The sequence below is a fragment of the Phytoactinopolyspora endophytica genome, assembly GCF_004138495.1.
Taxonomy (GTDB): domain Bacteria; phylum Actinomycetota; class Actinomycetes; order Jiangellales; family Jiangellaceae; genus Phytoactinopolyspora; species Phytoactinopolyspora endophytica.
In genome coordinates this window covers 319,732-320,249 of record NZ_ML142854.1, presented here as the reverse complement: position 1 = coordinate 320,249, position 518 = coordinate 319,732, and the positions used below count along the sequence as shown (strand labels likewise).

Here is a 518-nt window from a genome sequence, read left to right as displayed (position 1 = left end):
CGGCGCGGATCGTGGTGCAGCTGCTGTCGATGGCGTTCCATGCCATCTTCGGTCTGGCCATCATGGAGTCGTCGATGTTGATCGCCGGCTCGTACTACCGCGAACTGGCTACCGAGATCACCTGGCTACCCGACGCACTGGACGACCAGATACTCGCGGGGCAGATCACGTGGGGGTTCGGGGAGCTGCCCGCGCTCGTGGTCGTCATCGTCATCTTCGTGCAATGGTCCCGCTCCGACGAGCGCGAGGCTCGCCGGTTCGACCGCAAAGAAGGTAAGGAGGAGGCCGAGCGGAAGGCCTACAACGCCTACCTGGCCAGGCTCGACGCCGACGCCAAGCGGCAAGAGCGGGTGGACTGACGCCAGTGGATTTCCACGCTCGCCAGACCATACGTTAGACTCGTGTCGCTTCACCCGGACAGGTAGCTCAGTTGGTAGAGCGTCCGCCTGAAAAGCGGAAGGTCGCCGGATCGATGCCGGCCCTGTCCACCCTCTGACCAGCGGCTTCACCGCCGCTGG

At 64.5% G+C, this 518-nt stretch carries 1 protein-coding gene and 1 tRNA gene; both read left to right on the top strand.

Annotated elements, in window-relative coordinates; genetic code table 11:
* Positions 1 to 359: cytochrome c oxidase assembly protein (locus tag ELR45_RS14535; RefSeq protein WP_165367774.1), on the top strand; the 359-nt coding region annotated here is incomplete at its 5' end.
* Positions 360 to 415: 56 nt separating this feature from the next.
* A tRNA-Phe gene (locus tag ELR45_RS14530) sits at positions 416 to 488 on the top strand.
* Positions 489 to 518: the final 30 nt, after the last annotated feature.